At 36.3% G+C, this 23,655-nt stretch carries 28 protein-coding genes and 2 riboswitches; of the genes, 9 read left to right on the forward strand and 19 right to left on the reverse strand.

Features of this window, described 5'->3' with window-relative positions:
• Window positions 1-75 precede the first annotated feature (75 nt).
• Genes MKY02_RS00955 through MKY02_RS00965 form a run of 3 tightly spaced genes read left to right on the forward strand, consistent with a single transcriptional unit; the run spans window position 76 to window position 1,297 of the window.
• Entirely contained in the window at window positions 76-510 is a 435-nt protein-coding gene (locus MKY02_RS00955; RefSeq protein ID WP_038186422.1) for an SRPBCC family protein, read from the forward strand.
• A 2-nt stretch (window positions 511-512) separates the two neighbouring features.
• Window positions 513-848 (forward strand): ArsR/SmtB family transcription factor, encoded by a 336-nt coding sequence (locus MKY02_RS00960; RefSeq protein WP_038186419.1) that lies wholly within the window; start codon window positions 513-515, stop codon window positions 846-848.
• 56 nt (window positions 849-904) lie between these two features.
• The gene (locus MKY02_RS00965) at window positions 905-1,297 is read left to right on the forward strand and encodes a VOC family protein (RefSeq protein ID WP_076065569.1); all 393 of its coding nucleotides are present in this window, start codon (window positions 905-907) and stop codon (window positions 1,295-1,297) included.
• Window positions 1,298-1,401: 104 nt separating this feature from the next.
• On the opposite strand, the gene MKY02_RS00970 is transcribed toward MKY02_RS00965, so the two are convergent.
• The 3 genes from MKY02_RS00970 to MKY02_RS00980 form a co-directional block, all read right to left on the reverse strand.
• The gene (locus MKY02_RS00970; protein ID WP_038186415.1) at window positions 1,402-2,598 is read right to left on the reverse strand and encodes an MFS transporter; all 1,197 of its coding nucleotides are present in this window, start codon (window positions 2,596-2,598) and stop codon (window positions 1,402-1,404) included.
• A gap of 16 nt (window positions 2,599-2,614) precedes the next feature.
• The gene (locus tag MKY02_RS00975; protein ID WP_038186414.1) at window positions 2,615-3,034 is read right to left on the reverse strand and encodes a MarR family winged helix-turn-helix transcriptional regulator; all 420 of its coding nucleotides are present in this window, start codon (window positions 3,032-3,034) and stop codon (window positions 2,615-2,617) included.
• A gap of 142 nt (window positions 3,035-3,176) precedes the next feature.
• On the reverse strand, window positions 3,177-4,862 hold the full coding sequence (locus MKY02_RS00980; RefSeq protein ID WP_076034741.1) for a methyl-accepting chemotaxis protein: 1,686 nt from the start codon (window positions 4,860-4,862) through the stop codon (window positions 3,177-3,179).
• Between the two features lie 260 nt (window positions 4,863-5,122).
• Here MKY02_RS00980 and MKY02_RS00985 point away from each other — a divergent pair, with 260 nt between their 5' ends.
• Window positions 5,123-5,905: a tyrosine-protein phosphatase gene (locus tag MKY02_RS00985; RefSeq protein ID WP_038186409.1), complete on the forward strand. Its 783-nt coding sequence runs from the start codon at window positions 5,123-5,125 to the stop codon at window positions 5,903-5,905.
• Between the two features lie 69 nt (window positions 5,906-5,974).
• Here the strand turns inward: MKY02_RS00985 and MKY02_RS00990 are convergent, their stop codons facing one another.
• Window positions 5,975-7,672 carry a methyl-accepting chemotaxis protein gene (locus MKY02_RS00990; RefSeq protein ID WP_038186407.1) on the reverse strand — a complete coding sequence of 566 codons (1,698 nt, stop codon included), beginning with the start codon at window positions 7,670-7,672 and terminating at the stop codon, window positions 5,975-5,977.
• Window positions 7,656-9,299: a pyridoxal phosphate-dependent decarboxylase family protein gene (locus MKY02_RS00995; protein ID WP_038186405.1), complete on the reverse strand. Its 1,644-nt coding sequence runs from the start codon at window positions 9,297-9,299 to the stop codon at window positions 7,656-7,658. The genes MKY02_RS00990 and MKY02_RS00995 overlap by 17 nt, the downstream gene beginning before the upstream one ends.
• 264 nt (window positions 9,300-9,563) lie before the next feature.
• Here MKY02_RS00995 and MKY02_RS01000 point away from each other — a divergent pair, with 264 nt between their 5' ends.
• Entirely contained in the window at window positions 9,564-10,448 is an 885-nt protein-coding gene (locus MKY02_RS01000) for a DMT family transporter (RefSeq protein ID WP_038186402.1), read from the forward strand.
• A gap of 41 nt (window positions 10,449-10,489) precedes the next feature.
• Here the strand turns inward: MKY02_RS01000 and MKY02_RS01005 are convergent, their stop codons facing one another.
• Both MKY02_RS01005 and MKY02_RS01010 read right to left on the reverse strand, forming a co-directional pair.
• Entirely contained in the window at window positions 10,490-10,927 is a 438-nt protein-coding gene (locus tag MKY02_RS01005) for a GNAT family N-acetyltransferase (RefSeq protein ID WP_038186400.1), read from the reverse strand.
• Window positions 10,928-10,950: 23 nt separating this feature from the next.
• Window positions 10,951-11,568 carry a TetR/AcrR family transcriptional regulator gene (locus tag MKY02_RS01010; protein WP_038186398.1) on the reverse strand — a complete coding sequence of 206 codons (618 nt, stop codon included), beginning with the start codon at window positions 11,566-11,568 and terminating at the stop codon, window positions 10,951-10,953.
• 180 nt (window positions 11,569-11,748) lie between these two features.
• Here MKY02_RS01010 and MKY02_RS01015 point away from each other — a divergent pair, with 180 nt between their 5' ends.
• Window positions 11,749-12,507, forward strand: a complete 759-nt coding sequence (locus tag MKY02_RS01015) for an SDR family oxidoreductase (protein WP_076034744.1) — start codon at window positions 11,749-11,751, stop codon at window positions 12,505-12,507.
• A gap of 45 nt (window positions 12,508-12,552) precedes the next feature.
• On the opposite strand, the gene MKY02_RS01020 is transcribed toward MKY02_RS01015, so the two are convergent.
• From MKY02_RS01020 to MKY02_RS01040, 5 genes are all read right to left on the reverse strand, one after another.
• Window positions 12,553-13,056, reverse strand: a complete 504-nt coding sequence (locus tag MKY02_RS01020; RefSeq protein WP_340710488.1) for a GNAT family N-acetyltransferase — start codon at window positions 13,054-13,056, stop codon at window positions 12,553-12,555.
• Window positions 13,057-13,143: 87 nt separating this feature from the next.
• Window positions 13,144-13,458 (reverse strand): DMT family transporter, encoded by a 315-nt coding sequence (locus tag MKY02_RS01025; protein ID WP_038186392.1) that lies wholly within the window; start codon window positions 13,456-13,458, stop codon window positions 13,144-13,146.
• A complete protein-coding gene (locus MKY02_RS01030; RefSeq protein WP_038186390.1) occupies window positions 13,458-13,793 on the reverse strand; it encodes a DMT family transporter in 336 nt (111 codons plus the stop codon). The genes MKY02_RS01025 and MKY02_RS01030 overlap by 1 nt, the downstream gene beginning before the upstream one ends.
• 57 nt (window positions 13,794-13,850) lie before the next feature.
• Window positions 13,851-13,950: riboswitch (guanidine-I (ykkC/yxkD leader) on the reverse strand.
• A 54-nt stretch (window positions 13,951-14,004) separates the two neighbouring features.
• Entirely contained in the window at window positions 14,005-14,352 is a 348-nt protein-coding gene (locus tag MKY02_RS01035; protein ID WP_340710489.1) for a GIY-YIG nuclease family protein, read from the reverse strand.
• Window positions 14,353-14,371: 19 nt separating this feature from the next.
• Complete coding sequence (locus MKY02_RS01040) at window positions 14,372-15,127, reverse strand: DUF2087 domain-containing protein (protein ID WP_038186386.1); 756 nt, start codon at window positions 15,125-15,127, stop codon at window positions 14,372-14,374.
• Between the two features lie 144 nt (window positions 15,128-15,271).
• On the opposite strand from MKY02_RS01040, the gene MKY02_RS01045 reads away from it, so the two are divergent.
• Window positions 15,272-15,442: a hypothetical protein gene (locus MKY02_RS01045; RefSeq protein ID WP_155981194.1), complete on the forward strand. Its 171-nt coding sequence runs from the start codon at window positions 15,272-15,274 to the stop codon at window positions 15,440-15,442.
• Between the two features lie 297 nt (window positions 15,443-15,739).
• Here MKY02_RS01045 and asnB read toward each other — a convergent pair whose 3' ends face one another.
• Window positions 15,740-17,575 (reverse strand): asparagine synthase (glutamine-hydrolyzing), encoded by a 1,836-nt coding sequence (asnB, locus tag MKY02_RS01050; protein ID WP_038186384.1) that lies wholly within the window; start codon window positions 17,573-17,575, stop codon window positions 15,740-15,742.
• 66 nt (window positions 17,576-17,641) lie between these two features.
• The gene (locus tag MKY02_RS01055; protein WP_038186382.1) at window positions 17,642-17,986 is read right to left on the reverse strand and encodes a winged helix-turn-helix transcriptional regulator; all 345 of its coding nucleotides are present in this window, start codon (window positions 17,984-17,986) and stop codon (window positions 17,642-17,644) included.
• A gap of 124 nt (window positions 17,987-18,110) precedes the next feature.
• Here MKY02_RS01055 and MKY02_RS01060 point away from each other — a divergent pair, with 124 nt between their 5' ends.
• Both MKY02_RS01060 and MKY02_RS01065 read left to right on the forward strand, forming a co-directional pair.
• Window positions 18,111-18,713 (forward strand): nitroreductase family protein, encoded by a 603-nt coding sequence (locus MKY02_RS01060; protein WP_038186380.1) that lies wholly within the window; start codon window positions 18,111-18,113, stop codon window positions 18,711-18,713.
• 178 nt (window positions 18,714-18,891) lie between these two features.
• Window positions 18,892-19,818, forward strand: a complete 927-nt coding sequence (locus MKY02_RS01065) for a 1,4-dihydroxy-2-naphthoate polyprenyltransferase (protein ID WP_038186378.1) — start codon at window positions 18,892-18,894, stop codon at window positions 19,816-19,818.
• A gap of 55 nt (window positions 19,819-19,873) precedes the next feature.
• Here the strand turns inward: MKY02_RS01065 and thiW are convergent, their stop codons facing one another.
• From thiW to tenA, 5 genes are read right to left on the reverse strand one after another with little or no spacing between them, the layout of a single operon-like run.
• Entirely contained in the window at window positions 19,874-20,365 is a 492-nt protein-coding gene (gene thiW / locus MKY02_RS01070; RefSeq protein WP_340710490.1) for an energy coupling factor transporter S component ThiW, read from the reverse strand.
• Window positions 20,362-21,015 carry a thiamine phosphate synthase gene (thiE, locus tag MKY02_RS01075; protein WP_038186374.1) on the reverse strand — a complete coding sequence of 218 codons (654 nt, stop codon included), beginning with the start codon at window positions 21,013-21,015 and terminating at the stop codon, window positions 20,362-20,364. Before thiE ends, thiW begins: the two co-directional genes overlap by 4 nt.
• Window positions 21,008-21,841: a bifunctional hydroxymethylpyrimidine kinase/phosphomethylpyrimidine kinase gene (thiD, locus tag MKY02_RS01080; RefSeq protein ID WP_038186366.1), complete on the reverse strand. Its 834-nt coding sequence runs from the start codon at window positions 21,839-21,841 to the stop codon at window positions 21,008-21,010. Before thiD ends, thiE begins: the two co-directional genes overlap by 8 nt.
• Complete coding sequence (gene thiM, locus MKY02_RS01085; RefSeq protein ID WP_038186364.1) at window positions 21,838-22,647, reverse strand: hydroxyethylthiazole kinase; 810 nt, start codon at window positions 22,645-22,647, stop codon at window positions 21,838-21,840. The genes thiD and thiM overlap by 4 nt, the downstream gene beginning before the upstream one ends.
• A complete protein-coding gene (tenA, locus tag MKY02_RS01090; protein ID WP_038186362.1) occupies window positions 22,647-23,336 on the reverse strand; it encodes a thiaminase II in 690 nt (229 codons plus the stop codon). Before tenA ends, thiM begins: the two co-directional genes overlap by 1 nt.
• Before the next feature lie 96 nt (window positions 23,337-23,432).
• A riboswitch (TPP riboswitch) is annotated at window positions 23,433-23,537 on the reverse strand.
• Between the last annotated feature and the right edge of the window lie 118 nt (window positions 23,538-23,655).

Here is a 23,655-nt window from a genome sequence, read left to right on the forward strand (position 1 = left end):
AAACCAAATGGTTTTATATAATCATGATACGAAACCAAATGGTTATATAATTTTAGTCGGAAAAGGAGAATATTAATGACAAACAATAGTCAAGAGAAATTACAAGATATAAAACAAACAGTGCTCGTAAATGCCCCTATTCAGAAGGTGTGGGATTATGTATCGACAGCTGAAGGAATTGAAGCTTGGTTTATGCCGAATAATTTTAAATTAGAAAAAGGATATGAATTCCAAGTGCAATCTCCATTTGGCCCTTCACCTTGTAAAGTAATCGAGATCAATGAACCAAATCGCTTATCTTTTGAATGGGATATTGATGGCTGGGTTGTGACTTTCATTTTAAAAGCATTAGGAGAGAAAACCGAATTTACGCTTATTCACGGTGGATGGAAGTATGCAGATACTATTGTAACGAAAGCACAACAGCCAAGCTCTATTATTCGAGATACCATGGAACAAGGTTGGGTTGGTATCGTTCAGCACAAATTCAAAAAAGTGGTTGAAGGCTAAGTATGGCAGCTGCAGAAAAGTATGATGTGTTCCAAGCAATTGCTGATCCAACACGTAGAGAAGTATTACATTTATTAGCTACAAAGGAACGGTCCATTGCAGAAATTACTACGCATTTTGATATGAGTCGTACAGCAATAGCAAAGCATCTTCATGTACTTGCAGATGCGGAGCTTGTACGTGGTACAAAAGTGGGTAGAGAGAAAATCTTTATGCTACAACCAGAACCATTGACAGAATTGAAGCAATGGCTAGCCTTCTATGAGCAGTTTTGGAATAACAAGTTAACAAAATTGAAGTATGTTGTAGAAAGTGAGACTAGGAAAGATACAGAGTAGTTGGTAAATGTAATAACTATTCAACTGATAGTAACAGTAGCGAAAGGGTGGTAAAAATGACAAAAGTGACGCCGTTTTTAATGTTTCAAGGGAATGCTGAGGAAGCCATGAATTATTATGTTTCTTTAATTCCAGATTCAAAAGTTTTACATATTACCCGTTATGGGGCTAATGAAACTGGAACTGAGGGTAGTGTAATGAAAGCTGCATTTTCATTGAAAGGTCAGGAGATTTTGTGTATCGATAGTAATATACAACATAATTTTACATTTACTCCAGCATTTTCTCTTTATATTACTTGTGATTCAGAGAAGGAAATAGATTATTTGTACGGCAAGTTATCTGATGGAGGTAGTGAGTTAATGCCAATAGGTAATTATGGCTTTAGCAAAAAGTTTGGTTGGCTTGTTGATCAATTTGGTGTTTCTTGGCAACTTACATTTGAGTGATTGTATAATGATTTTAAAGTAGATATTAAAATTTTCAAGAATAGTATTTAAAGAAAAAAGGTTTTGCCCAAACGTTGTAGTGGGGGCAAAACCTTTTCTTTGTATCAAGCTTGTAAAAGAGCTTTATCTTTTCGACCGTGTAGAAAATAATATAGAACAATTGAAATTAAGATGACTATTACCATTGAAAGAAATAGATGACGATAGCCAAATACAGGTACTAGGAAGCCGAGTAAATATGGTCCTACACCTAGACCAAAATCATAAAATATAAAATAAGTGGATGTTGCTAATCCTAATCGATGATTGGGTGTTACTTTAATCGCAAGTGCTTGGGCAATGGAATTAAAGTTACCATAGCCTAGACCGATTAATGCGGCAGCTAAAAGCAGAATAATACCTGAGTTTGCTTGACTGAATAATGTCATTCCAACTGCAAAGATGATTAGACTTGGATAGACGATTATGTTGGCACCTTTAGTATCCATTAAGCGTCCAGTAAATGGTCTTGAGAGTAATATAACAATTGCATAAATAAGGAAGAAGTAACTACCTGCAGTGACTAGATTAATAGACTCTGAATAAAAGGATAAGAATGACATAACTCCTGAATAACTAAAGCCGATGACTAGAGCTACGAATGAGATAGGAACAGCTTTCATTTCGATAAAGTTTGAAAGTTTAAATCCTGAAGTAGAAGCTCTTTCGTTTTGTGAAGATTTAGTTGCTGCTGGCTGTGGTACTTTTACTAATAAGAAAGTAGCTAAGCAGATGAAAGATAATCCTAAATTGATTAAGAAAATCATATAGAAATCTGTGAAGATTTGAGTGAGTAAAATACCTACAAATGGGCCTACTGCAGTTGCCATAATGGCGCTCATACTGTAATAACCAATACCCTCACCACGTCGTGTAGGTGGAATTAGTTGGGCAATGATTGTACCCGTTGCAGTACTTGCAATTCCAACAGAAAGCCCGTGTAGAAAGCGGTTTGCTAGTAAAAGAGGTAGATTAAATGCACCGAAATACAATGCTGTAGTAGCTGAAAAAGCAATTAGTCCGATTAATAATGTTTTTTTACTTCCTACGTCGCCAATAATTCGTCCAGTAACTAGGCGACCGATTAATGTTCCGATAATGAAAATACTAGATACTAAACCGGCCATGCTAGTTGAGGCGTTAAATTCTGATTTTGCAAATGATGCAATAGTGACCATCAACATGAAAAAAATTAATGTAATTAGAAAATTAATTAATGAAACAATGATAAAATCCTTTGTCCAGAGTTTTTCTTTAGACATTCGTTATTCGCATCTCCTATTTTAATAGATTATTTCTAACAGTCTCGAGGACTTTACTTACGATAATTTGTTCTTCTACACTTATACCCTCTAATGCATCAAGTTGAAATTGTTCAATTGTTACTTGTACATCTTTACATACATCGTGTCCAAATGGAGTCAACTGTACTTTTTTTTCACGTTTATCTTTACCTGGTACGGTAGTTACATAACCAAGTTCGATTAATTTTTGAATCATTCTAGTAGTAGTTGGTTTTTCTACATTCAAGGAATTAGAAATTTCAACAAGAGTAAGTGATTTTTCACTAATGAGTAATCGTAGGATAGCCCATTGTGAGCTATAAAGTTGATGGCTCGCCAAATAAACGTTCAATTTGTTAATGAAGGGGCGGTACATCATTCGGTATTCATGAAAAAAAGCTTGATGTGGTTGCATATCGAAATATCCTCCGTATAGTTAGTTAGGTTAAGTAACTATTAAAATAATAAACCTTTATTAACCATTTGTCTAGATATGGTTTGAAAAAGTACAAAAAAGATGCCAAGACTTTTTAAGACCTTGGCACCTCTCTATAGTTTTACACTTTAAATTCTTGGATCATGTCTTGTAATTCTTGAGCGTTTGTACTTAAATCTTCAGCAACTGAGTTAACTTGGTTCATCGAAGTAGTTTGTTCTTCAATAGATGACGAGATTAATGTTATATTATCCGATGAATCTGATGCTCCGCTTGCAATTTCAGTAACAGATGCGGAAACCTCTTCAGCACTAGCTGAAATTTCTTCTGAAGTAGCTGAAATTTCTTCTACTTGGACAGTGATTGATTCAATAGCAGAAGAAATGGTTTTGAAAGCTACTCCTGCTTCTCCAATAACTTGAACACCATCTTTGACAGAGGTTAAACCTTCACTCACAGCGGAGGCAACGTTTTTAGTATCAGTTTGAATCTCTTCAGTAAGTGTTACAATTTGAATCGCTGATTTTTTTGACTCCTCGGCAAGTTTACGGACTTCATCTGCTACAACAGCAAAGCCTTTACCATGTTCGCCTGCACGAGCTGCTTCGATTGCAGCATTTAGTGCAAGTAAATTTGTTTGGTCTGTAATATCCGTAATGACATGCGTAATGGCGCTAATTTCTTCAGATTGTTTGCTTAGTTTTCCTGTTAGTTCAGCAATTAAGTTAGTTGAATTGGAAATGATTTGCATTTGATCTTGAGCTACATCAATTGTTTTTACACCATCTTTTGCAGTAGTAGCCATATTAACGGTATTTTGATGTAAAGTTTGTGTTGCTTCAGCTATACGCTGAACACCAGCTGCTGTTTCGTCCATTGCAACTGCACTTTCTTTCGCTGCCGAAGCAGAAATAGAAGCGATATCTGCTGTTTGGTGGATACGAATTGCTACTTCGCCCCCAGCTGCAGTAATTTCCTCAGTACTAGCTGACAATTCCTGTGAAGAAGCAGAGAGATGCTCACTGTTTGTTTGAATATTATGGATGAGTCCTCGTAAATTGATCTTCATATTGTTGAAGACGTTTGCCAATGTACCAATCTCATCTTTAGATTTGTATGTAATATCCGATTGAGATAAATCACCCGTAGCAATAATCTCAGCAGATTGAACTACTTCTTTTAATGGCTTTGTTATCGACTTTCTAATGAAGCTAATGAAAAATACACCTAGAGCTAAGCTAATTATTAAAGCAGCTATTGAACTCCATAGAGATTGTTTAAGAAGAGTTTTTAATCCATCACTAGTAATTTGTAACTTCTCTTTTTGGTACTGAATAATATTGTTAGATGAGTCTAGAAGACCTTTACTTGCGCTCGTAGCAGTTGTATCAACTATTTGGATTGCAGCGTCTTTATTGCCGTTATCAAATTCTTTCAATGCACTTGCAACTGCAATATTAAAATCATCGTTAAATTTAGTCGTTTCTTTTAAATAGCCTTTCATTTCTTCGGAACGGACTATTTGAGATAATTCAGCAATTTTATCGTCTACTAAGTTTTGATACGTATGTAAATTATCAAGTCTTACGTCAATGTCTTGTATGAAATAAGAACGCAAAGAAGAGTCTTGCATTGCTAGACCAAATTGAATATCTTTTATGATTTCTATTTGAACAAAACGGTGATCAAATGCTTCCTCAACCTGTGATTGGATTTTAGAATATTGATAGTAAGATAAAACAATTATTAAAGCTAATAAACCAACAATACTGAGGAATCCTATATTTAATTTTTTTCCGACAGACATATCTTGGAACCTTCTCCCTTTTTTAGATTTAATATAATAATTACTTTGATGGAAAAACAGTAAATAGTCAACAAGTATTAGTCTAAAAGACATAAAAACGTGAAGATGGTAGGGAAATATAATTAGTTTATTGTCATATACTTTTATCGTTTTAAAAGTCTTAATTTGAAGTAGCTGCTTTAAATATTCCTTATTGCTCGGAAAGATGCTACTCTAACATATATGGAATATTCTAATAATTGAAGAGAGTGGGATATATTATGTCTATAGATAATGGGAATCGTGTGTTACCGTTTGAACAAGTTGTGAACTTCAGAGATATGGGAGGATACCCTGTAGCAGATGGTCGCAAAGTGAAATACGGTGTGTTTTATCGTTCAGGCGAGTTACATAAGATGACTACAGCTGATCATGAACTATTTAAAACTTTAGGGATTAAAACGATTTTCGATTATCGAGATGATAAAGAAGCAGAAGCAAAGCCGGACCCGCAATTAGAAAACGTACACAATGAGCGAATTCCAGCAAAAGGTGATGTAGGTTTTAAAATGCCGACTTCTTCTTTGAAGGAAATGGATAATCGAGCGTTTCTACAAACTGTTAATGCGGACGTTTTTACTGAACTCTATGGACATTTACCATTGGATAATCCTTCGTATAAGCGTTTAATGGACATTATTCAGAATCCTGAAAATCTTGGATTATTACATCATTGTGCGGTAGGTAAGGATCGAACAGGTGTGGGTGGGGCGCTTATCTTACTTGTTTTAGGTGTAGATGAAGACATTATAATGCAGGATTATTTAATAACAAATGATTGTATGAAGCCAGTGCAAGATGCGATGATTCCTATGTTGTCGCAACATTTAAATTCAGAACAATTACAGCATTTTGGTGACATCATGAGTGCTAAAGAGAGATATTTACAAGCTACTTTTGATGCCATTAAAAAGCGTTATGGAAATTATAGTACATTTTTTGAAAAAGAATTTGGGCTGACAGAGGAAAAAAGGAAGGCAATACAAGAATATTGTTTGGAATAATTTTATTAAGCTAAATTAAAACTCTCTATTACCAGAAAATTAATAAGGTAATAGAGAGTTTTATTATTTTTAGATTTTAAATTTATGAACGGTGCGGTGTAATGTTTCGGCCATTTGAGCAAGATTATTTGAAGAAGTGGTAATTTCTTCGATGCTAGCAGATTGTTCTTCTGAGGCAGCAGCTACATTTTGAATGCTGCTAGATGTTTCTACAGAAATGACGCTTACCTGGTCCATCGACTGTGCAATATCTTCAATACCTTTATTCATATTCTCAATGGCGTTATTCACTTCAGTCATTTGAGCATTTACTTGGTCTACAGATGTAACAATGTTCTCAAAAGCTTCGCCTGCATTTTCGAATGTTGTCGCACTGTCTTTTAAGTTGCCATAGCTAATAGCCATTGATTCGGAGGCGTCTGTTGAATCGGTTTGTATTGTTTCAATCCGTGTTCTAATTTCATTTGCTGCTTCGCGAGATTGCTCAGCTAATTTACGGACTTCTTGTGCAACCACAGCAAAACCTTTACCGTGATCACCTGCACGAGCCGCTTCAATTGAAGCATTTAGAGCAAGTAAGTTGGTTTGATCTGTAATTTCAGTTATGAGTGTCACGATATTACCGATTTCTCTAGTATTATCGCTTAGACGTTTCACTACTGCAGATGTCTCTTGAATGGCATCATAGGTAGTATTCATCTTCTCTACAGCACTGTTGATAGTTGTGTTTCCACTTGTAGCAATCAGCGAAGTTTCTTGAGCTTTGGCAGATACATCTTCAGTACTTGAAGCGATTTGATTCATTTTGGTAGAAATCGTTGAAACGGTCGTATTCATTTCTTCTACAGCACTTGTTTGCGTTTCTGAGCCAGCTGCTACTTCTTGCATTGATTCTGTAATTTGTTTAATCGATTCATTCGTTTGTTCGGAGCTAGCAGTAAGTTCTTCAGAAGTAGCTGCGACTTGTTCAGCATTTTCTGCAATCGAAGTGATTAAAGATCGTAAATCGGTTGCCATATTATGAACGCCTTCGGACAATTGTGCAACCTCATCTTGCCCTTTAGTCTTTAAACGTTCCAATGTAAGATTACCTTGTGCAATTTCCTCCACATATTCTACAACAGCAACGATTGGAGTCGTAATCCGTTTACTTATGATGTAAGCGATGAGTGCTCCAAGTATTATAAAAATAAGTGTCAAACCTACTGAAATCATTAGAACGGTTGATTGTAGAGAAGAGATAAAGGAAGCATCCATATCAATTCCAAAAATAATATCTGTACCAATAAAAGGAACAAATATCGATTTATGGATCCCGTATTCATCTTTGTAAATTTCACTAGTTTGAGTTTTTTGATCCTTGACTGTCTTGATCATATTGTCATTGAAAGTATAGTCAGCTTGTTGATCATCTGTATTACTTAAAGCAACGATATGTTCTTTACCATTTGAATTTGAAAGAACATATGTATTTTCAACACCAAACGCTTTTTGTTTTTTGTTCAAAATGCTAAGTAATTCATTGTATTTTTCAGCATTATTGTTATCTGCACTTATAACAAGTTCTTTATCTATATCTTCCAGAATTTCTTGGGATATTAAAGTAAGGCTTTTTTCAAATTGTACAATCACATAGTTATTTATGATATGTGTTGAGAACGAGTATAGTGCCAAGCTGAAAATGATCGAGAAAATCGCAATTGGTATTACAAAACTAAATACATATTTATATAAAATTGAGCTTTTGAATTTAGTAAACAATTTCAATGTTAGACTCCTCCAAAGTGTGAATTGCACTTGAAATAGAAGCTACCATTTCATCTAAATGTTGAACCTCTGTATAAGGTGAAATTGCAAAAAGTTTCGCAGCTGCAACAGGAATCATATCTTCTGAATTGATGACAGGGATAGTGCAAACCTTCGTTGTATCACCAAAGAAAACATTTTCACGGTTATGACCAAGTATTTCGAATAGAGATTGATTTAAATTATTTATTGCTTGAACTTGCTCCAAAGTAAAGGTACCTGTTTTTTCTTGAGACCAATCTAAACCTTTTGGATATAGACGGAATGCTGTTACAGGACCAATATTTGAATCATTCACAACGGATACATTAGGAAGTTGTTTTTGGATTTTATCTCTGAAAGCTAGGTTTACACGGACATAGTTAGCTAATATTTGCTGATAACCTTCTACACCGAAAGCATTTAAAGCAGCATAGATAGCTATTGAGCTACCCATACGAGAGCATTCTAGCGTATAACCTGTATGATAACTACCATACCCTCTATTACCGACATAAGGTGTATCAAAGTCTTCTAAATCAAGTAATCCGAAGTGTTTCCCTTCTTTGACTAAAAATAAACTTGTTAAGTAAGGTGTTTGTCCAAGCTTTTGGAAGTCAAAGCACAAGCTATCAGCCAAAGAAATATGTTGCATACGCTCATTAATGCTTTGCAAGCTTGCAACTACATTGTCCTCGAATTTAAGTGGGTTTGTATTGAAATCATAAGATTTAAAGAAAGAATAAAATCCACCCAATGCCGAGTCAGCGTGAATATGGATTGGTTTCAACTCGTATTTAGCTTCAACTTGAGAAGTGATGTCTTTAATAGCTTTGACATCATCAATCGCAAAACTATCTGTTGCTCCAGTAGTAGCAACGATATAGACAGGAATACCGCCTTTATGAATAACTTCTTCCAATTTGTTTGCTAAGTCTTTTAAATCCATCGAATGATCGCTAGTCGCTTTTACACGAATAAGGTTATTACTACCGATACCAACAGCTTCAGCAGATTTTAATAGACTATAGTGGGCGTTTTCAGAAGCGAAGCAATATAAATTGCGAGGGACACCTTCTTCTTTTGCATGCGGGAATTGTTTTGCAATTGCAAGACGTAATCCACTAAATACTGCCCCTTGTCCTCCCCAAGTTGTATAACCCCAGCTTTGTGTGAAATCATAGCCAACAAGCTTTGACATCATGCCAATAACTTTTACTTCACTTTCAGCTGCAGCTGGTCCATAAACATCCCATAGATTATTTCCATTTAATAATGTTGTTGTTAATAATCCGATGATGCCAGGAATACTAGCCATTGGTAGAACGTTTGTTACAAACTTTCTTGTATGGTATGGATGGCCTTTCATTAAGTCGATTAAATCATTTACTACATTATCCATTCCAGTTGATTTAACAGGAACTTCATAGTTTTCAATTAGTTCTTTATAGAAATTAGCGGATCTTTCTTGCATAGGACCTAGTGTACTTTTTTCTGGGTCTTTCAATTCGTCAAGTGATGTGAAAATCTTTTCTATATAATTTAAAATTTCTTTACGTTGTTCTAGATTCCCGTCTTCACTAGGGAAAAGTTGTTGTATTTGCTGCATTTGTTTAACACCTCTAATTTGAATTTTAAATAAAATAGTCAATAAAGCATAATTATAGCACATCAACTTTAGTTCTTAATACACTAAAAGTAAAGTTTGTTAAGTAGGGATATATAATCAACCTAATAGATTAAATAGTAATTATATATAGAATTTTCAATGTTTTAAAACTATTGATAACTGAAGGTAGGTTAAGAATATGAGAAATGTTATGATATAAAATAATTAACATAATATTAAAAATATAGGAAAGGTTGTATTATTATGAATATAGCAGCAATGTTCAAGATGATTATTGCGATGGCGTTATTCGGTTCTATCGGTTTTTTTACAGTGAATACAGGAATTCCAGCAGAGGAGCTAGTATTCGTCCGCTGTATTTGTGCGACATTATTTTTAGGAGGAATATGGTTTTTTACTGGCGGTCATAAAACAGAACAGTGGTCACGTAAGGAAATAATCCAGACACTTATTTGTGGTGTGTTTTTAGTATTAAACTGGGTGTTTTTATTTAAAGCATTTCAAGACATGTCTATTTCAGTAGCTATTACGATTTATAATTTAGCGCCTATTTTTGTGTTGATTATGGGAAGTTTATTTTTAAAGGAAAAAATGACGGTTCAAGCGACCTTAGCCGTTATTGTATGTTTCCTTGGTAGTATTTTTATTATCGGATTAGATCAGTTTACATCTTTTAAAGCATTGTTCACTTCAGGGTTTGTCTGGGCCATGTTGTCTGCAATTTGTTACGCATTAACGATGTTTGTAGGAAAGGGCATAACTCACTTAAGTGCCTATGCAATGACGTTTGTACAGACAGCGGTTGGGATTGTCATTTTATTACCGTTTATGGATTACGGGGTATTTGAAGGACTGACAACTTCAAATTGGATGTACATTTTAGGGACAGGATTAATACATACTGGTTTTGTTTATTATTTATTTTTTGATAGCTTGCGTAAGTTGCCGACGATTGTGGTTTCTGCGTTAGTTTTTGTTGATCCAGTTGTTGCAATTTTATTGGATGTTGCAATTTTAGATTTCCGACCTACTTTGATACAAACTGCTGGAATAGTGCTTATTTTCGCAGGTATTATTTATACGCTAGTTAAGCCTAGTAAGCAAATTTCTGAATTGTCACAAGTATAAAAAGAGCTGTCCCAGGTTACATGGGACAGCTCTTTATAGTCTTAAACTTCTTTTATCATTAATACATGTTCAATACCTGCATCTAGGAAAATATCAGATGCCACGTGATAGCCTAGTTTTTCATAGAAACCTTGTGCTTGAACTTGGCCATCCAATTTTACTTTTGAAGCACCTAATTCTTTTGAAGCAATATCCTCTAAAGCTTGAATAATAACTCGGCCTAATCCAAGTTTACGGCATTCTTCAAGAATAGCGACACGTTGTATTTTGCCAACACCTTCAACTAAGCGGATGCGGCCAGTGCCGACTGCTTGATTTTCATCATTTGTAACAAGAATATGGTGGCATTCTCCGCCCAGATGATCGAATTGATCGATTTCTTCTTCAGCAGGTACTTTTTGTTCCTCTACAAATACTTTAACTCGAATATCAAATGCTTTTTGTAAGTCTTCTTGAGTTGTGATTTTGTGCGTTTTCATATAATTCAGCTCCTCTATTTTTTCTATTCTGAAAATGGGTTTGTTCTATAAGTTATTTTAACAGGTGCTGTGTTAAGAATCTCTATTAATTGTTCTGCCATGTATGAGGATGAGTATTGAAACCCCTCTTTCACCCATTCTATCATCATGCCTAAAATAGCATATGAAGTATAACTAGCAAGTAAATTATTATCTATTTTATTGTTAGTGTTAGTGTATATATTCGAAAGATCTTCTAGTGCTAATCTTTTCAACTCAATGCAAATTCTGTTTTGAAAGCCATATAAAACATTTGATTTAACTATAAGCGTGTAGAAACTTGCATGTTTTTCAACATGTTCGAAAATTTTCACAGCAGATGAATTGAGTTCTCTAATTACAAAATTTTTCACTTGTTTATACGGTTCACGATAGGAAATAATTAAATCTGCCACGACATCCTCAATAATCTCATTCAATAGCTCTTCTTTATATTGGTAATGTTTATAGAAGGTACCACGGTTGAGATCTGCAAGTTGTACAATATCAGTTATAGTGATAGCTTTGAAATCCTTATTTTGCATTAAAGAAAGCAAGGCTTCTTTTAACGCTATTTTAGATTTAATAATTCGTTTATCAACTATAGTGTTTTTTGTAGACATAAACGTGCCTCCGCTGTTCAATATTTTGGCTTAATGAACAAATACCTAATCAACTGTTGGTTATTCAACAAAAGTTCTATGATTTGCTGATTGAATGGCGTATCTAAACCACATTATACTATAAATGGATGAGGTGTATTAAACATCTGTTGATTACTATAACAGTAGGGGGAAGTCTATATGAAACTTCAAGGACAGGTTGCAGTTGTAACAGGAGCTGCTTCAGGGATGGGTAAAGCAATTGCGGCTTTATATGCACAAGAGGGAGCAAAGGTAATCGTATCAGATATTAATGCAGAAGCTGCGGATGTAACGGTAGCGGAAATTAAAGCTAATGGTGGAGAAGCTACAGCAGTAGTGGCAAACGTTGCTAAAGAAGAAGATATTCAGAACTTAATTGATACAACAGTGAATCTTTATGGAACAGTTGATATTCTAGTAAATAATGCGGGAATTATGGACAATTTCGAAGCAGCAGCTGATATTGAAGATAATCAATGGGAAAGAATTTTTGCTATTAATACAACTAGTGTAATGCGTGCGACACGTAAAGTACTACCTATTTTCTTAAAAAAGAAAAAGGGAACAATCGTGAATGTCGCATCAGCAGGTGGCTTAAACGGAACTCGTGCAGGAGCAGCTTATACAGCTTCCAAACATGCAGTTGTCGGTTTCACGAAAAATACGGCGTTCATGTATGCAAATGATGGAATTCGCTGTAATGCAATTGCACCAGGAGCAGTAGAAACAAATATTAATAGTTCAATGACGAATATTAATGAATTTGGTGTTGGACGTGCAATGTCAGGATTAAATATTAACCCTCGAGTTGGTCAACCGGATGAAATTGCAAAAGTAGCATTATTCTTAGGATCTGATGACTCTAGCTTTGTTAATGGAACAGTAATTGTTGCAGATGCAGGTTGGACAGCTTACTAATATATAAAAATAAGACACCGTTTCATGATAGAAACGGTGTCTTATTTATTCTTGACCCACAATGGTACTTCTTCTATCAAGTAAGGTAACGTCTCTCCACACACCATTTAACTGACCAAAGCGTACGCGTACGCCAACCTCCTTGAAGCCGAATTTCCGATGTAGATGTATGCTCGAGGCATTTTCAGAGAAAATTTGTGACTGGATTGTCCAAATACCGCACTTTTCACTTTCTTCGATGCATTTTTTTAATAACTTAGTACCAACGCCCAATCCTTGAGCACGCTTACTAATATATATGCTATCCTCTGTCACACCCTTGTGGAATATATAATTGGAAAAGGGGCTAAGTGCAATCCATCCAACGATTTCTTCATCCACACGTGCGACAAAACGACATTCTTCTAAATGTCCAGCGTCCCATTGCTCCCATGTAGGTGGAGTGGTGCGAAATGTTGCATTACCGCCTTCAATCCCTTCGATAAAAATAGCTCTAACTTGGTCCCAATCAGTGGGCATCATTGTTTCAATCTTGACTTGTTCTGCCATATGGTTGCCTCATTTATAATAGATTTCAATGCTTGGAAATATTATATTCTATAAAGCATAGAAATAGTTTAATTATCTGAAAATATATTAAGATACGAGTTTTAGTCCGACTGCTGCACTTAGCACCATTGTAATAAAAACAATACGTTTCCAGTCTTTTGATTCACCAAAAAAGAAAATGCCAATTAATGCTCCACCAGATGCACCGATTCCTGTCCAAATAGCATAAGCAGTACCCATAGGAATTGTGTTCATAGCATAAGAGAGACAAGAAAAACTAATTGTAAATCCAGCGATTAGGCTTATCATAATAGTTGCTTTCTTTTCATACTGCCATTTGTTCATCATAGCTACTCCGAAAACCTCACAAAATCCTGCTACAATTAACGCGATCCAAGCCATTATTCTGCACCCTCCTTTTTATCATCTGTGACAATCTTCAAGCCCATTACACCGACAAGCAATAAAATAATGAGTAAAATTTTTGAGATTTTAAATGGCTCATCGAAAAACAAAATGCCTGTAATGACAGTACCAGCAGTACCAAGTCCTACAAAAACGGCATATACCGTGCCAACAGGAAGATAACGTCCTGCTACAAGTAATAAATAAAAGGTAAAGACGATAGCAAACGCAGTACCTCCCCAAGTCCAAACGTCATATGAGTGTTTTAATCCGACAACCCATAACACTTCAAAAACAGATGCAACAATTACAATTAACCAATGTTTGTTCATCTCATTCATCCTTTCTAATTTCCGATAAAAAAGCCCAGGAGACACTGAATAACAGTAGTCTCCCAGGCTTTTATCCTTCCGTGGCATAGCAATATAGCTATGAGATTTCTCTCGGACCAGGCTAGCAACATGCTACGGAACCCTAGAAATCATTGTTGTATCAAGTTAATTAAATTGTAATAAAAAGGAGAGGAAAGTTCAAGTGAGAAGGTTATTTATCGAGATAACCGCGTTCGACAAATGGCTCTAATTTAGCAATCCATTGCTCTTCAAGTTTTGCTAATTCTCTCTTCGCATCGAAGAATCCTTCTTCTTTTTTCTTCAACACTTCAAGAATTTCAATTTCAAATGCAGATTCACCGAATTTGTTCCAATCTTCTTGTAGTGCTTTATTTGTATGATTACTCATTTTCAGCATGAATTGTACACCATTTAATCTCTTTAAATTATTTGTACTGCCGATATAGATTTTATTATTTGTAGTGTTAGTAATTTTATAAACACCTGATTGGATAGGGGTTTCTTTATAAATTTGTTTGAGTTCTTTTTGACGATCCATTATGAGCTACCTACTTTCTTTATTTTTTAATCCAATATGCACTGCCATCTGCTTTACGATCTAAAAAGCCGTATTCTATTAAATAACGACGAATCATAGCATAGTCATCATGAATTGGCATAAGAATAGAATTAATTTCTTTTTCTGTATAAGTACTTTCGCTATCAAAGCGGTTTGTAATTTCGCGTAGGATAATAAGTTTTTGTTTTTCCTTTTTCGGAAAGCGTAACAAAGGTCCATTTGTACCTTCAGGGAAAAGTTTATTTAGAACTTCATCCTGTTCTTTATTGGTGATATTATAACGGTCATCAACCATCGTAGCGGTTTTGTGTACAGGTACGAATGTAGGTGCATTCATATCTTTTTCTTTTAATAGCTCCATCATGACTAAAAACGTTTTCGCTTGGCGTTCCTTTTCCTTTAAGGCAAATCGATGATGACGGATCGTAGAGGTACTACCGATTTCCAATTCTTGCTGTACTTCAGCATCTGTCATTCCTGCATAAAATAGACGTAATAAATTGTTCTGATGCTCAGTAAGCCCTGTCATCTTTTTGTTAAGTCCGATTAAATATGCAAAAACAGATTGATGAGTTTCTTTAATGTGCATTTGCATATATTTCTCTGCTTCATACAGTACGTCATTTTGAGGATAAATAATGCCTTTTTCTATTTTTTCACCACAAAGGAGGCAAGTGTAACAATGTGCATCTTCAGAATAGCCTTTTTTTAGTTGATCAATTGATGCATTCCAAAATAGTTCTGAGTTCTCCATATATAAACACCTTCGATTCCGATATTATTTTCAAACTTTAATATAAAACGTTTGTTTATTTATAAACATAATACATTTTGGTTTGTTTTTTGTCAATGATTAACAGTCTTATTATAATGAAGAGAATAGATTGGGGTTTTTGTAATGCGACGATTTAAAATGGAATTGGAGAAGTTATGGGAAGGGGAAATGTTTTTTCAGCGATGCTGGCAGTTGGCTAACGAAGTATGTTCTTTTACAGTAGATGTATATACAGATTATGAAGATTTAGAGGAATTAAGGGATGGCGTTTCTGAATTTGAAAAATTTAAGTGAAATGAGTTTGAAATGTTATTTGGTGCCGATACAAAAACATCACTAGATTATTTACGACTACGCTTTTTCAAATTAGATCGTCTGGGGCATATAGGTGTTGAGATTGAATTGAAGTAGACAATAAGGGAAAATTCCGGATAGGACGAGGATCAATTTTCACATCAATGCTGAGTTGCATGAAATGGATATTATTGTAGATGGATTGAGTAGAATTATTCAGGCAGAGATTAACGAGATAAAGTGTATAGCTAAAAAATAGAAGCATGAAAAGAGCACGCAGTATCTGCGTGCTCTTTATTATTCAACAATCTGAATCTGATAATCTTCAAACCAAGTATGAATTTGAGCTAAATAAGCGAGAAGCTGTGGTCCCGCCATTAATTGCCCAAACCAAGGGACTTTGAATGACGTACCCCCAGACTCTATAAGGCTATCTAGACGTTTACGTTCAAAAAATTCATGGAGGATTGAGTTTTTGTCTTGGAGAATTTCTTTAAGCCATTGTTGAATACCAGCTGTATAAGCAGGGTGATATGTTTTTGGATATGGATTCTTTTGTCGATAGAGCACTTCTTTTGGCAAAAGCTCTTCCATTGCCTTTCGCAAAAGGCCTTTTTCCATATTACCTACTGATTTCATTTCCCAGGGAATATTCCACATATATTCTACGAGGCGATGGTCTGCAAAAGGAACCCGAACTTCAAGACCTGCCCCCATACTCATACGGTCCTTGCGCTCTAATAATGTCGTCATAAACCAAATCATGTTGAGATAGAACAATTCTCGTCGTTTTGCGTCTTCTGGTGATTCTCCGTCAAGTCGAGGCGTTTCGGCAATGGATTCTTCGTAGGCATTTTGCATATAGTCTGGGATATTGAGTTTTTGCTGCCATTCTGTGCGTAGAACAGATTCGCGTTCACCAATTGATCGAATCCATGGGAAGCTGGAGAAAGACTGTTTAAACCAAGGATAGCCTCCGAATATTTCATCGGCACATTCACCTGACAAACCAACAGTGAAGTCTTTTTTAACTACTTTTGCAAACCATAATAGTGATGAATCTACATCAGCCATACCTGGGACATCGCGTACATGTACTGCTTCTTTCAAATAATCAATTAGCTCCTGTTGTGTAATTATTTCTGAATGATGTACGGTTTTAAACGTTTCAGTCATTTTTTGAATCCAGAAAGCATCTGTGGAAACTTGAAAATCATTCGATTCAAAAAACTTAGCATTATCTTCGTAATCGATGGAATAGGTGTGAAGAGCTTCTCTACCATCTTTTTTATATTTATTTGCTGCTATTGCTGTAATAATACTGGAATCTAATCCTCCTGATAAGAAAGTACAAAGGGGTACATCGGAAACGAGTTGTCGCTCCACTGCATCTGTCACAAGGTCACGTACATTGGTCACTGTTTGTTCAAAGGAATCTGTATGCTCTGAGCTTTTAACATTCCAGTATCGCCAAATACGAAGGCCGTTTTTGGTAAATGTAAGTGCGTGAGCAGGGCGTAATTCATGTATATTGTTGAATACTCCTTTACCAGGAGTACGAGAAGGCCCAAGACTAAAAACATCAGCGAGTCCTTCGTGTTTAATGATTGGTTGAATATCTGGGTGTGCAAGTAGAGCTTTTACTTCAGATCCAAATAATAAGCCACTGTTTTGTTCTGTATAGAAGAGTGGTTTTACGCCAAGCCGATCTCGTGCAATGAAGAGTTTTTCAGAAATATCATCCCAAATAGCAAAGGCGAAAATACCATTTAGATGATCGACACATTGTTCCTGCCATTCAATATAGCTTATAAGTAAAACTTCAGTATCTGAATTAGACGAAAAGTGATAGCCGCGTTTTTGTAGCTCCCGGCGCAACTCATCTGTATTATAGAGTTCCCCATTATAGGCCATTGTGTAGTTAGTACCGCTTTTTGAACGGGTCATTGGTTGCTCGCCACCACTTGGATCGATGACGATGAGTCTTTGATGTCCAAATGCTGCATGTGTTTCAGTCCAAATGTTTTCCGCATCTGGGCCACGTTTTTTTAATGTTTTAGTCATGGTATGTAAAACATTTTGTTGCAACCTTAAGTCCTTTTTGAAATTAACCCATCCTGTGATACCACACATCATTTCACATCCTCTGCTTCTAGTCGTTACCTAGTGTATGCGAACTGGGCGGAGGATGTGCGCATGTTATTGTTCTTTTTCTTTCATATGTTCAATATGTTTGGCGCCCCACTTTTGCATAGTTGTTAAAATAGGCTGTAGTGTCATGCCATATTCGGTGATTTGATATTCTACTTTTGGAGGTACTTGTGGATATACAGTACGTGTTAGGATGTCGTGTTCTTCTAATTCACGTAGATGCATTGTGAGCATTCGTTGAGTGATATCCGGAATGAGTTTTTTTAGTTCATTAAATCTAAGTGCATCTCCATGTAATAAGTGATCTAAAATAATAGGTTTCCATTTGCCAACAATCATGTTTAATGCAACAACCATTTGGCATTGACTCGGATTTTTTTGTCCGTTTAACATGCGTAACCTCCCATTAGTATCTTTTTTTATACTATGTTTAATTAATGTGCCTACTTACAATTCGTAACTAGATACATCATAATTGATTTTAGTTAAGAAATATACATTAATTGGAGGATTTAAAATGACTAAAAAAGATTTTGCAACAGCTGTAGAGGAACGTCGTAGCATATATGTAATTAATAATGAAGCCATCGTATCTGATGAACGTATACAAGAAATCGTTGAACATGCAGTAAAACATACACCGTCTTCTTTTAACTCTCAAACAGCACGTGCAGTTGTTTTGTTAGGTGAGCAACATTCAAAATTATGGAGCATTACAACTGAAACTTTACGCCAAGTTGTACCAGCTAATGATTTCGCGCCGACTGAAGAAAAAATGAATATGTTCGGTGCAGGCTATGGTACAGTGCTATTTTTTGAAGACCAATCAATTGTAAAGGGCTTGCAAGAGAAATTCCCTTCATATGCGGATAACTTTCCAATTTGGTCTTTACAATCGTCAGGTATGGTGCAATATGTAGTATGGACTGCACTTGAACAAGAAGGTTTTGGTGCCTCATTACAGCATTACAACCCATTAATTGATGATGAAGTGAAAAGCGAGTGGAATATTCCTTTAGACTGGAAGTTACTAGCTGAAATGCCTTTTGGTAAACCGGTTGTTGCAGCTGGAGAAAAACAATTTTCTCCTGTTGAAGACCGAGTGAAAGTCTTTAAATAAGTTATGGATTTTAAAGCTACTCTTAAGTATGACTTAGGAGCAGCTTTTTTTGTCGTTTATGCGAATCAAGTAATCTATAAGGTTTCTACTCATTTGATTAGAAATTTCTCCTTTGGCGCGATATCTGAAAATCAGTTAATATAGAGTAGTTGTAGTTTAATATGAAAGGAAGTCGATTATGAGTCAAAATCGTAATCAAAATATAGAAGAGATTAGTACAGCGAAGTTGATGTGGCAACTTACTCGTCCACATACATTAACGGCGACATTCGTACCAGTCATTCTTGGGACAGTACTTGCTGTGTTTGATGTAAGAATAGACTTGCGATTATTTGTAGCAATGCTTGTGTGCTGTTTAGCACTACAAATTGCAACAAATTTATTCAATGAATACTATGATTTCAAACGTGGATTAGATACAGCTGATTCTGTAGGGATTGGTGGTGCACTTGTACGTCATGGTACTAAACCTTCTACAGTACTAGCTTTTGCACTATCGTTATATGGAGTTGCTGTTGTACTTGGTATTTTTATTTGTATGAATAGTAGTTGGTGGCTTGTTGCAATAGGTGCGGTAGGAATGGCAATCGGTTATTTATATACCGGTGGACCTTACCCGATTGCATATACACCGTTTGGGGAGTTGTTTGCAGGTCTTAGTATGGGAATTGGATTTGTATTAATTTCATACTTTATACAAGCTGGAACGGTTAGTATGACAAGTCTTTTGGTGTCAATTCCACTTGGGATATTAGTTGGAGGCATTAATATGTCGAACAACATCCGTGACATTAAGGAAGATACAATTGGAGGACGTAAAACATTAGCAATCCTTTTAGGTCGTGAAAAGGCTGTGAATTTACTAGCGCTTTCATTTATCGTGTCATATCTATGGATAATTGTACTTGTTATTATTGGGACGGTTAGTCCATGGTTACTTGTTGTATTAATAAGTATTCCGAAACCAATACAGGCAATTAAGGCCTTTAAAGAAGGCGTAAATGATCCAGCTAAACAGGGGATTGCAATGAAATCCACTGCACTGACGAATACATTCTTTGGATTTTTATTGTCGGTAGGACTAGTTTTAAGTTACTTATCCTAAATTAAAAACTGTCTAACAATCAAATGAGATTGTGGACAGTTTTTTTGTGGCATATTTAGTGCTTTTGTAGTTGATGAGCAAATTTTGTTTCTTTTAGGCGAACCGAGATAATGCAACCAAGCAAAGCACCGCTAACACTTGATACAAGGAAAACGGGCATAAAGAATAGAGCAGTAACTGAAGTGCCCATTAAAATTTTGGCATATGGTACTGCAACAAATGAAGCGAGTATGCCAGTACCAATAGCTTCTCCTACAGCTGCTAGCCATACTTTACCGTAATGTTTGTAGAGCACACCTGCTAAAAAAGCTCCAATCATACTACCGGGAAAGGCGAGTAAGGAACCAGTGCCGGTTATTACTCGGACAAGCCCAGTAAGAAATGCAATAAGAACAGCTGGGCCAGGTCCTAGCATTACAGCAGCTAGAACATTTACAGTATGTTGAACAGGATATGCACGTGCAATACCTGCTGGAAATGATACAAAAACAGATCCGGCAACGGCAATAGCGACAAACATGGCTATAGTCGTTTTGCGTGAAGTCATGAAATTTTCGCCACCTGTTGTAAGACATGAAGTAGTTGTCGTGTGGCTACAAATGGTTCTTCATGTGTTGCGATAGCAGAGATGAGTGAAACGCCATCTGCTCCTGCTCTGATAACAGTTTGACAATTATCTATTGTTATACCACCAATACCAACAATAGGTAGAGAGGGATAAGTAGCAGCTGTTTGTTCAATTAATATTGTACCAGCAGGGGAATTAGCGTCTGACTTAGAGGTAGTAGCGTAGACTGGACCAATGCCTACGTAATCAGCTCCTGCATTTATTGCAGCGGTTACCTCTGTTAATGAATGAGTAGAGACACCTAGAATTTTATCTAGACCAATCTTTTCTCGGATTGCAATTGCGTTAGCGTCATCTTGGCCGACGTGCACACCATCTGCATCTAGAGCGATTGCTAAATTTACATCGTCATTGATAATGAAAGGTACATTATATTTTTTACACAGGGCTTTGCATGCTTTAGCAAAATTTATTTTATCTTCCCCGGTGAGCGCATTTTCTCCTTTTTCTCTGAATTGAAATAAGGTAATGCCACCACGAAGAGCTTCTTCTAAAACAACGATTGGATCGTGTTCTTCGACATTTTGACTCCCCATAATGAAATATAATTGAAGTTGTTCTCTATTCAATGATCATAACTTCCTTTCGGGCCTTTTCTGAAATTTCACGATAGGCCCAATGATTTGTAGGTCCATGGCCAGCACCCAATTGTAGTCCATTCTTTATAGCGGCTTGGATAAAATATTTCGCATCAATTACGGCATCCGAAGCAGTGAAACCTTGTGCCAAACGAGCTGCAATAGCTGCTGAGAATGTACAGCCTGTACCATGTGTATCTTTCGTGTCGATTCTTTCAGAACGCATAATGAATCGTTCGCCTTTTGCTGATAAAAATAAATCCTCTGCATAATCTTTTGTATCGCGGTGCCCACCTTTTAAGACAACGGCTTTAGCGCCCATTGTAATTAGCCGATTTGCAGCATTCTCTACATCACTATCTGAGTGAATCGTTAAACCTGTGAGTACTTCAGCTTCAGGAATATTAGGTGTAATAATGGTTGCAAGTGGTAGTAGCTCAGTTTTCATAGAGTGTACAGCTTCATTTAATAGAAGTGATGCACCACCTTTTGCAATCATGACTGGATCAATGATGAGCATTGGTAGATCATAACTTTTTAATGTTTCAGCTACTCCGTGGATGATTTCTGCTGAAAAAAGCATGCCTGTTTTAATAGCTCCTACTTGAAAGTCATCAAGGACAGCTTTTATTTGGCTGATAACATTGTTAACTGCTACGGCATAAACGTCGTGAACGCCTAGTGTATTTTGTGAAGTCACTGCTGTGATTGCAGATGTACCAAATGCACCAAGTTCTTGAAATGTTTTTAAATCTGCTTGGATACCAGCCCCACCACCACTATCAGAACCTGCAATTGTCATAGCAACACTTGTCATATTTGAATATCCTCTTTTTCTACGATTTTCATATTGTTACGTAAATTTTCTGAAGTAAGAGAATATAAACTGTTAATCATTTCAACTGCAAAAGTGCCTGGAGCAATGGCTGTTTTTGCAGCTCTTTCTCCAACTTGTTTGTAAAATGATAGAGCATTAGCTGTTGCTTGCAAATGATGGCCATCTGAAACAGCAAGAAATGCACCTGTCACCGCGCTAAGCAAGCACCCGGAGCCTGTAATTAGTGGCATTAAGTCATGCCCACCATCAATTTGAATTGTCGTTTGGCCATCGGTTACGGTATCCTCAAACCCAGTGACTGCAACAATACAGTTAAGCCGTTTAGCAACTTGTTTAGCAGTTAGTTGTACATCTATTTGACCTTCACCAGCATCAGCTCCCCTTGATTGCCATTCGATATTACCGAGTGTAGCAAGTTCACCTACATTACAGCGGATAGCCGTAACTTGAACTTCCTTTAAAATGGTTGTCACGGATTTCTTACGAAACACACTAGCACCTACGCCAACTGGGTCAAGAACAACAGGAATACCTTTTTTATTGGCACTTTTACCTGCCTCAATGATGGATAAAACAGTTCCTTGATCAAGTGTACCGATGTTAAGAACTGTACAGTCTGCAAGAGCAGCCATTTCAGCTACTTCCTCGATTCCCTCCGCCATCATAGGAGAAGCACCTAGTGCGAGGAGACCATTAGCTTGGAAATTGGAAACAACGATATTGGCAATATTATGGACTAGCGGTTTTTCGACACGTAACTTTTCAAGAAAAGGTTGTTGACCCATTATTTAGTCAGCTCCTTTTCGTAATGTCCAATTGTCCATTGTTGTTTCGTCCAAGCCATTTCCCAGAAATGCCATTCATAATAACTACTTTTACGGAAATGTTCTTTTAGTTGTTGAATACGTGCAGGGGGTAAGTCTTTGGCAAGGTCATTCATGCGATTAATTTGTTCTTCTACTAATTCTCCGAACCACTCAGAGCCATATGTTTGAATCCATTTATCATAAATAGGGTGATTAGGTTTTGAATCTTTTAGGCGTTCGCCAATTTCATAGTAAAGCCAGTAGCAAGGAAGTATTGCAGCGAGAGTATCAGCTAAATCACCATTGTTTGTAGCGCGATACATATGAGATACATATTCATATGCTGTCGGTGCGGGCTCAAATGCAGCAAGCTCTTCATCTGTAATTTCTAACATAGTAAAAAATTGCTCATGAAGTGACAATTCAGCAATACATGTTGATTCAGCATGTTTGGCAAAACGTTGTGTAGTATGTAAATCATTTGCCTTTACTGCTCCTAGTGCTTGCACCTTTGCAAAGTGGGTTAAATAATAAGCATCTTGTTGTACGTAATATTGGAAAATGTCGAGTGGTAAAGTACCTGCTGCTAATGATTTTACAAACGGATGTTGAAAGCTACCTTCCCATAAATCATTACACTCTTGTCTTACTTCTTCACAAAATGTCATCTTTATGCACCCCAAATTCATTTGTTTTTGAAAACAAAAAGCCGCCCCTGATCTGTGTCAGTAGGCGGCGAGCAATCATTTTCAATAAAACAAAATAGACTGATAGCGCCACTTCCCTCCGCTGGTATGAGCCAGATCAGGTTCCAAGGGTCCGCAACACTCTGCGTCTCAGCCAATTATATGACTCCCCTAGTGGTTAAAAAGCGATTTAGTTTTCAACATCAATATAACATAAATAATGGAATTAGCAAGGTGTAATTAAGCAAAGTAAATAGATTGTAATAAATGGCATTAAGCCATAGATATGAGCTGATTTCTA

This window comes from Viridibacillus sp. FSL R5-0888, assembly GCF_038009105.1.
GTDB lineage: Bacteria > Bacillota > Bacilli > Bacillales_A > Planococcaceae > Viridibacillus > Viridibacillus arenosi.